Source organism: Xanthomonas dyei (genome assembly GCF_002939865.1).
Classification (GTDB): domain Bacteria; phylum Pseudomonadota; class Gammaproteobacteria; order Xanthomonadales; family Xanthomonadaceae; genus Xanthomonas; species Xanthomonas dyei.
Genome location: NZ_MDEE01000078.1, coordinates 1 through 7,537, shown reverse-complemented (window position 1 = coordinate 7,537; position 7,537 = coordinate 1). Strand labels below are relative to the sequence as shown.

Annotated in this window: 7 protein-coding genes; 5 read left to right on the top strand and 2 right to left on the bottom strand. The window is 58.4% G+C overall.

From position 1 onward, the window contains the following. Nucleotides 1-1,421: 1,421 nt before the first annotated feature. Nucleotides 1,422-1,775: a SymE family type I addiction module toxin gene (locus XdyCFBP7245_RS22855; RefSeq protein WP_104617645.1), complete on the bottom strand. Its 354-nt coding sequence runs from the start codon at nt 1,773-1,775 to the stop codon at nt 1,422-1,424. Nucleotides 1,776-2,292: 517 nt separating this feature from the next. Between XdyCFBP7245_RS22855 and XdyCFBP7245_RS22850 the strand changes: the two genes are divergently transcribed. Genes XdyCFBP7245_RS22850 through XdyCFBP7245_RS22840 form a run of 3 tightly spaced genes read left to right on the top strand, consistent with a single transcriptional unit; the run spans nt 2,293 to nt 5,137 of the window. After that, nucleotides 2,293-2,982 (top strand): hypothetical protein, encoded by a 690-nt coding sequence (locus tag XdyCFBP7245_RS22850; protein ID WP_104617644.1) that lies wholly within the window; start codon nt 2,293-2,295, stop codon nt 2,980-2,982. Further along, nucleotides 2,979-3,692 carry a hypothetical protein gene (locus XdyCFBP7245_RS22845; RefSeq protein WP_104617643.1) on the top strand — a complete coding sequence of 238 codons (714 nt, stop codon included), beginning with the start codon at nt 2,979-2,981 and terminating at the stop codon, nt 3,690-3,692. The genes XdyCFBP7245_RS22850 and XdyCFBP7245_RS22845 overlap by 4 nt, the downstream gene beginning before the upstream one ends. Next, on the top strand, nt 3,689-5,137 hold the full coding sequence (locus XdyCFBP7245_RS22840) for an XVIPCD domain-containing protein (protein WP_104617642.1): 1,449 nt from the start codon (nt 3,689-3,691) through the stop codon (nt 5,135-5,137). Before XdyCFBP7245_RS22845 ends, XdyCFBP7245_RS22840 begins: the two co-directional genes overlap by 4 nt. 65 nt (nt 5,138-5,202) lie before the next feature. On the opposite strand, the gene XdyCFBP7245_RS24660 is transcribed toward XdyCFBP7245_RS22840, so the two are convergent. Further along, nucleotides 5,203-5,313: a SymE family type I addiction module toxin gene (locus XdyCFBP7245_RS24660; protein WP_244907910.1), complete on the bottom strand. Its 111-nt coding sequence runs from the start codon at nt 5,311-5,313 to the stop codon at nt 5,203-5,205. 502 nt (nt 5,314-5,815) lie between these two features. Between XdyCFBP7245_RS24660 and XdyCFBP7245_RS22830 the strand changes: the two genes are divergently transcribed. Both XdyCFBP7245_RS22830 and XdyCFBP7245_RS22825 read left to right on the top strand, forming a co-directional pair. After that, on the top strand, nt 5,816-6,463 hold the full coding sequence (locus XdyCFBP7245_RS22830) for a hypothetical protein (protein ID WP_244907908.1): 648 nt from the start codon (nt 5,816-5,818) through the stop codon (nt 6,461-6,463). A gap of 3 nt (nt 6,464-6,466) precedes the next feature. After that, the gene (locus XdyCFBP7245_RS22825) at nt 6,467-7,450 is read left to right on the top strand and encodes a lytic enzyme (protein ID WP_104617641.1); all 984 of its coding nucleotides are present in this window, start codon (nt 6,467-6,469) and stop codon (nt 7,448-7,450) included. Nucleotides 7,451-7,537 lie beyond the last annotated feature (87 nt).

The following is a 7,537-nucleotide window of genomic DNA, read 5'->3' as shown; positions in this document are numbered from 1 at the left end:
CGCCGTCCGCTTATGCCCAACATCTGGCAAACACCGATATCATCAACCCCGGACTCTAAACCCGATCGCTACTCAGGGCGGGGGGACGTCGCCGCGGATGAAGGAGCCAGGTTGGATTTTAAGTAAATCCAACTCCGTTCGTCACTGCTTTGTGGGTAATCGCGCAGTGCCCCTGTCGCACTCACCGGGAACCCTGCCAACAACACAGGGGCAGAGTGGGCGTTCTTGCGGGCGAACCTACAAGAGTTGCGGGTTCACTTCCCACTGGCCGATGTGTAGCAAGACAATGACACTGAAAAGCATTGCGGGCTGCCTACGGCGAACAGGGGTGTGGCGGCAACCCCGCAACGCCTCAGGAGCAAGCGCTCTTCTGGGTCAAAGCGGGCAATCCCCGTTAAGGTGTGTAGCCCCACTGCCCGATGATGGCTTCCAAGACAGCTTGATTCGGAACGCTCGCGCCTGGACATGTCATCAGATATGCCCGGCGTGCCGCCGCAGTGGCCGGCGGGTTGAAGGCCGGGCTCCATACCTGGATGGCGTGGAAGACCCCGATGGGCGCTGCACATTGGGGACTCGGAGCGCCGAAGCCGGACACGCTGGCCATGCAAAGAAAGACCGAGCAAGGATCTGGCGCCTGGGCGCGAGCCGGGGAACTCAGGCCAAGGCCTAAAGCCGCTGCCAGTGCGAAATTGGCGCCAATGGTGCGTAGCTTCATGATGAATACATCCCTGATAGTGGTTGATAATGACGTGCTTGTCTCTGGGCGACCTGCGATAAGCGTGCCTCAGTGGCCCCGGCACCGCTAGCTATCGTGTCGGCTGGGTCACCTGATGTTCCGTCTTCGCCAAAATGGCGATGGTCAGGTTAGCATGTGTGCCGCGCGCGGTGTGAGGGGTAGGCACAGCCGGCTAGCGGCTGAGCGAAGGTGCGGTGGTAGCTAGTCCAGTCCTAAGGCGCGATGCAGAAATGTCTACCAGTCCACCGCACGTTCTGTGACTGCGCGGCAGCCTACGTAGTCATGCTTATCAATGTCATATCGTCGCGACGGTCTATGATCGTCATATCAGCCGTTTTAAGTTCGGATGCTGAAGCAGCCATGGGCGCATACTTGACTTTATATGTCACTACGGCGTCTGCGGTTAACTCGGGAATTCCTATGCGATTCCCTGTCTCAGGGTAGCCCTTGTCGAGAAACGTGAGAAAAGGGGTCAGTTGATTTTATAAGTCAACCTGAGCCCGCTCTTCCAACTGGAATCCGTCAACCAGCGACTAGACCAGAAGCGCACGCAGGAGCGGGCAATAGAACAACAGCACTCGCAAGAACAACAGCAGCGCGGCCCGGTTGCTTCACTTTGAAGTGACAGCATGCCCGCATCTGTCTTCAGGATGCACGCAACGTGCAAGGGCACGCAGCGGGTTGGTCAGTCCGTGGATGCCACGCTGACGACCAGCTCGCCATCGCGCAGGCGGATGTGCAGCTTGCTGCCGATGGTGAAGCCCAGTTGTTCCAGCCAGTGGCCGCGTAGGCGCAGGGTGGGGATGCGTTGGTCGCTGGCGGGGTAGTAGCCGTAGCCGACGGTGCAGTGTTGCGGGGCACGCGGGTGGCCTGGGCGGCGCGGCCTGCTGGGATCGGGGCGGGGATCGGTGATCGGGGTGCGTTCGAGGTAGGGCCGCGGGGTGATCGAGGGGTCGAGCGAGTGCCAGCCGATCTCGGTGGGTGGCGTCACCGTGGCGCGCTTGCGTGCTGATGTGGGACGGGACGTGGATCGACGCATGGCAAAGCCCTCCTTGACGAATAGGCCACGCCGCCGGGTGGCGACGGGATGTCGGGAGGTTAGAAACCGCATAGCGTCGGCAGGCGTATTTCCTCGAAGGGTGTTGTCAGCCGCCCTCCCGACGCAGGCATCGCATCGGTTGCGCCCGCAAGAATCCGCAGGCACAAAAAACCCACCGGTTTGACGGAGGTGGGTACCGCTACGTGAGGAGTTTCTATGCTCCTTGCGGAAAAGATTGCTACGCGCTGCGTGGCATGCCTACCGGTCGAGGCTGGCAATCCGGAAGGCGTTGATGGAAGATCTTGCGTCAAGCTTTGAAGCAGCGGAGTCAGAGTTGGATTGGACATAGAGGGAGTACCGCTCAAAGCGCGTCCCCACCCGCTCATGAATTGCTTTTCGCTCCCCCTCATATCCGTCACCAACGCGCCACTCAGGTTCGGACCCGGCAGTGCATAACACCAGTGGCGCGGATGACAATTTGTCAGCATCGTGATGTCGCGTGAGTAGCAGGAGCCCCATGACAAAAAATAGTTTCCGCAGGTTGCTTCCTTTGCTGCTATTTGCAGTAGCGCTGCCAAGTGCATGCGCTCGCACGCCTCATGAAGCAAGATGGGATGCAGGCACGCCACCTGCTGCGACAGTGAAGCCGCCCCGTCAAGAGAACAGCAAAAGTACCGATGGTAGCGCTGACGTCGTCTCTGCCAACACCACTTTGAAAGACCTAGAGCGCCGGCTGTTGCGCTTCATTGATGGACTGACAGTGCCATCGGATCTGGACTACCCGCGGCTCGAGTCTGTCCTTGGCATCAAACTTGGGCCACCGTCTGATCCCGCATACCCGTGGCGTGACGTGAAGGACGTCGCTCTGGCTGATGGGTATGCACTCTGCGCGACGCATCGCCCAACGAAAGATGGATTCTCCCGAATAGAGGTTGCAGTGACTCTGCCTGACCATAGCGATCCGACACGCGTTCCTACATCAATCTGCATCTTGCAGGCAGAAGCACTGTCCAAAAAGCTTGAAGGGATGGGATACACACGCGGTGGCCAGCGGCCATTTCAGGGCGGATGGCTACGCCAGCATTGGCGCGCGACCAACGGCGGAAGTCAGATGTTCTCGGTCTCATTGCTTCTCTATCGAACCAATGAACAAAGCGATCAACAAGAATGCGTCCATAGCATCAAGATCGATGGAGGCAAGCCATGAAATGGGTCCCTCGAAGAGTAGAGCCTATGAATACCAAGCAGAAAAGAACAGGAAGGAGATTTTTTGCCCTGTTGTTGCTGCTCCTTGCGGCTGGACTTCAGGGCGCATGCGCCGACCCTAAAAGCGATTCCACTGCGTCATCCGCAGCAGCACCGGTCATTGCGCAGGATACGATTGCAGGCGATCGCTCGGAGCCAAACAAGCCCGGCATTAGCTCTCAAGAGCTGGAAGCCAGGTTGCTTAGGTTTGTCGATGGATTCAAGTCACCGGCCGATATGAATTACATGCGGCTGGAGGCGGCGCTTGGCACAAAGTTCGCAGGCACCTCGGACTCTCCGCATCCTTTTTACATCATGAAAAATGTTTCCCTAAGTGACGGGTACACCTTTTACGCAACCCATGTACCCGCAGAAAAAATCTTCTCGAGTATGGAAGTCGCCGTCGGTCTACCCGAACGCATCGACCCAACGCGCTCGCCTACCTCGCGTTGTGTTTGGGATGCAACAACGCTGTCGCATAAACTGGAGGAAATGGGTTACAAGCGTGGTGGGCAAAGGCCTTTCCAAGGGGGATGGCTGCGTCAGCATTGGCGACCAATCAACAATGGAACGCAAGGCTTCTCCGTCGCGTTGCTGATCTACCGAACCAGTCAGGACAGCGGTTCGCGCGAATGCGCTTACGGCATGCAGATCGATGGGGGCAAGGCATGACTCGTGTCGATCCAAGAATCGAGCCACTGCTGGTACAGATGGCAAACGATCCGCGCCTTCCAAAAGAGGCCGAATCCAGCATTCGTCAAGCGCTATCGGAATCGCCGTACCTCTCGAACTTGCTTGGTAATGCGATAGAGAAGGGGCATATCGGATCGATCGCGGTCTCGCATGGCCAGAACAATGGTGGCCATTTCCAGGATGGAAAAAATGGGAGCCCCGGCACGCTCAACATCAGCGCAGCAGCGTTCAGCGACTTCACCGGCGCGCAGCGGATTGACTACATCACCGAAGTGCTCGGGCATGAAACAATGCATGGTGTGCTGGCAGAGCACCGGACTCAAGCACTGGCCGAGTTCGCAAAGACAATGGGCAACCGGCTGCAGGAGGCACACGAGAATCGCGAGGGTCAGGTCGACCTGACTGGGCCAACGCGCGTCTATCTGGATAGCACCCGGGAGGATGAGGCGCTCTCAGAGATTTCAGGCATGCGTGCGCTTCACGACCGCATCAAGCATCAAAACCCTGGAATGCCTGATGAAATGGTCGAACTTCGCCTACTCCAGCGCTCGACGACGCGTTGTGTGGAAAGAAACGTTAACCCACCGCAGTTTGCCAATGGATTGACATATGAAAAGCTGACGACGCGCCCGTTCTCACGCAATGATGCGCTGACAAAGTCGGTGGAACAGTGCTTCTACGACAGTCGCGGCACGCTAGGCCCTCATGGCGACTCCGATTACCGAAACTACTATGGCGTCAATCCGATCAGCCATATCGCGCAGAGCTATGCGCATCTGGCGCATGATCGCCAGCCGCCGGAAATCCGCATCGATCTCAAATCCTTGGGCCTGGACCCAAGACAGTTGGAGCGTAATGGCCTGGAGCTGGGATCTGCAAAGACCTTCAACATCGTTGACCTTGGCAAAGACGGCTATGGCATGGTCCAGCTCAAGAATACTGGTGCGCAGGGCATCAACGCTCCCAACCTCGCAACACTGAATGAACCTGGCCGCGCATTAACACCTGCAGATGCGGGACACCCGGACCACGCCATGCATCAGCAGATCCGCAGCAAGGTAGAGCAGTTGGATGCCGCCAATGGCCGCACATTTGACGCTACCAGTGAGCGGATGACAGCCAGCCTGCTCGTATTGGCAAAAGACAATGGGCTGACACGCGTGGATCACGTACTGCTCAGCGAGAAGACGAAAGACTTGCCCACTGCGCAGACATTGTTCGTTGTGCAAGGAGACCTGAAAGATCCGGCCATGTTGCGCGCGCATATGCCAACGGCAGACGCCGCGCAGCGGCCTATTCAAGAGAGCTTCACGCAACTGGAATCGGTCAACCAGCGACTAGACCAGGAGCGCATGCAGGAGCGGGCAATGGAACAACAGCGCTCGCAAGAACAACAGCAGCGCGGACCCGTTGCTTCACTTTGAAGTGACAGCATGCCCGCATCTATCTTCGGGATGTACGCACCGTGCAAAGGCACGCAGCGGGTTGGTCAGTCCCTGGGCACCACGCTGACGACCAGCTCGCCATCGCGCAGGCGGATGTGGAGTTTGCTGCCGATGGTGAAGCCGAGTTGTTCCAGCCAGCGGCCGCGTAGGCGCAGCGTGGGGATGCGTTGGTGGCTGGCGGGGTAGTAGCCGTAGCCGAAGGTGCAATGGTGCGGGGCACGCGGGTGGCCGGGGCGGCGCGGCTTGCTGGGATCGGGGCGGGGCTCGGGGATGGGGGGCGCTCGAGGTAGGGCCGCGGCGTAATCGAGGAGTCGAGCGAGTGCCAGCCGATCTCGGTGGGCGGCGGCACCGTGGCGCGGTTGCGCGCTGGCTTGGGACTGGATGGGGATCGACGCATGGCAAAGCGCTCCTTGACGAACAGGCCCCGCCGCCGGGTGGCGACGGGATGTCGGGAGGTTAGAAACCGCATAGCGTCGGCAGGCGTATTTCCCCGAAGGGTGTTGTCAGCCGCCCTCCCGACGCGGGTATCGCGTCGGTTGCAGTAGTAAGCAACCGCAGGTACTGACGGCCACGCTTATGTGAAGCCAATTCAGAATCCATTGGCTGCCGCGGTGTATAAACCTGCTCATTCCAAGCGCTATCTGCGCGATTGATAGCATGCGTTACCAACACGAGGAAGAGATGCGACATTTATTGAAGCCATGGATGGTCATACTGCCGATGCTGATCGGTGGATGCGCGGGAAAGGCACCTCCGGCTTACGGCGACGGCTTTCCAGTCGTCAAGCCGATTGATCTAGTCCACTCCGGCGCGACGGTCGAAGCGCGCTTCGAACTGCCTCTGCGGGAGACGGGCGATCCGGGACCCAGCACGTTTCTGATCGGATTCCGTTCTGGTGGGCCACGCAAACGCCCCGATCTGAAGCCAGGAGATGAGGATTTCCTTGAGGAAGCGGAGCTTCCCTTGAGGGTCCAGCTTTGGAAGCAGAATGGTGGCGAAGAGACGCCCGTGGTGCTTCACGAGCTGAATCGTGATTTGCCGGCAGTGTGGCAAGGCACGCGCTACCAACAGGCAAAGAGTGATGTCTTCCCCTACAGAAGCGCTGTCGGCGCAGATTCCAACAGTCTGGTGAAGGCCGGCAAATACGACATGTCGATGGCCTATATGGAATATGAGGTTGCCAGTGCTGAGTCCAAGGACCTGACTCCCGGGAAATACCGGTTGAAGGTTACCAATCTTCAGGACAACCCGCAGATCGCTCACCTCAGCTTTGAGCTTCTTGTCGCCAACTACAACGTGAAATAAAACATGGACAGTCAATCCCATAGCAGTGCTCAGGCCCAAACTGGCAGGAAAGAGCCCGGCCCCTACACCGTTACCGTCTATCTCGCTGCACCCGGTACGGCCGTGCGCGATGAAAAGGGCCATGGCCACTCTTCCTCCGCAGGCCATGCGTACTTCATGATCTCTGACGGCGAGCACAAGAACGGGTACGGATTCTCGCCGATCGAAACGGGCGTTATAGGCGCCGGGCACGTCGTCAGAGATGAGTACAAGACTTATCAGAATCCGAGCTATTCGTACACGCTCGAGATTACCAAGGAACAGCACGAGAAGCTGAGGGAGTACGGTGAGGCTGGTGTGCGTGGCGACGATAGTCGATTCGGCCTCTATTACAACGGGTTCTCCAACAGTTGCATCGACTACGTCTGGAGCGGACTTCGGGATGCGGGTCTGCGGCCGAAGCTCGAAAAGCCAGATCCCAGCTTTGACGGTACGCTCAAAGTGCTTCCCAATATCGATGCGCTGAAGAGCATTCCCAAACCATTTCCCGATAGCAAGCTCAACTCGTCACACGAGAACCCGCTTCCGAAGAACCAAACCACACTGCAGAAGTTGCTGACTGAGGTCGAGGGCGAGGGCGAGCCAGGACGTGATCAGGCTTCTGCCCTGTCGCGCGAATCGCAGCAATTGTTTGATCGCATGCGATCGGATCTTCCTGCCAATGTCACCGACGGTCAGGTGATGTCGGCGATGGTCGCCGCACGAGAAAGCGGCATTCACCAACTACAGCAGGTGCGTGACGTGGTTCTGCATGAAGAGAAAATCTTCGTAATGGGAACGACCCCCGGCTTCCGGGCGATGGTAGATCTCAACCAGCCACAGCAAAGCATCGAAGAAGGGCTGGCCCGCAGCCAGCAGATCGACGCGCGGGTGGCAGAACAAACACGGCAGGAAACGCAGCAGCGCGAAGCAGCTACGCAGACTGCCGGCGGCCCACAGATGGGCTAAGGAAGGTCTGAACAACGAGGCCTAAGAGGGCAGAATGTCCGCATCGTTCCGGAGAATCGCGTTTGGATCTTCGGAGTTTCGCCATTT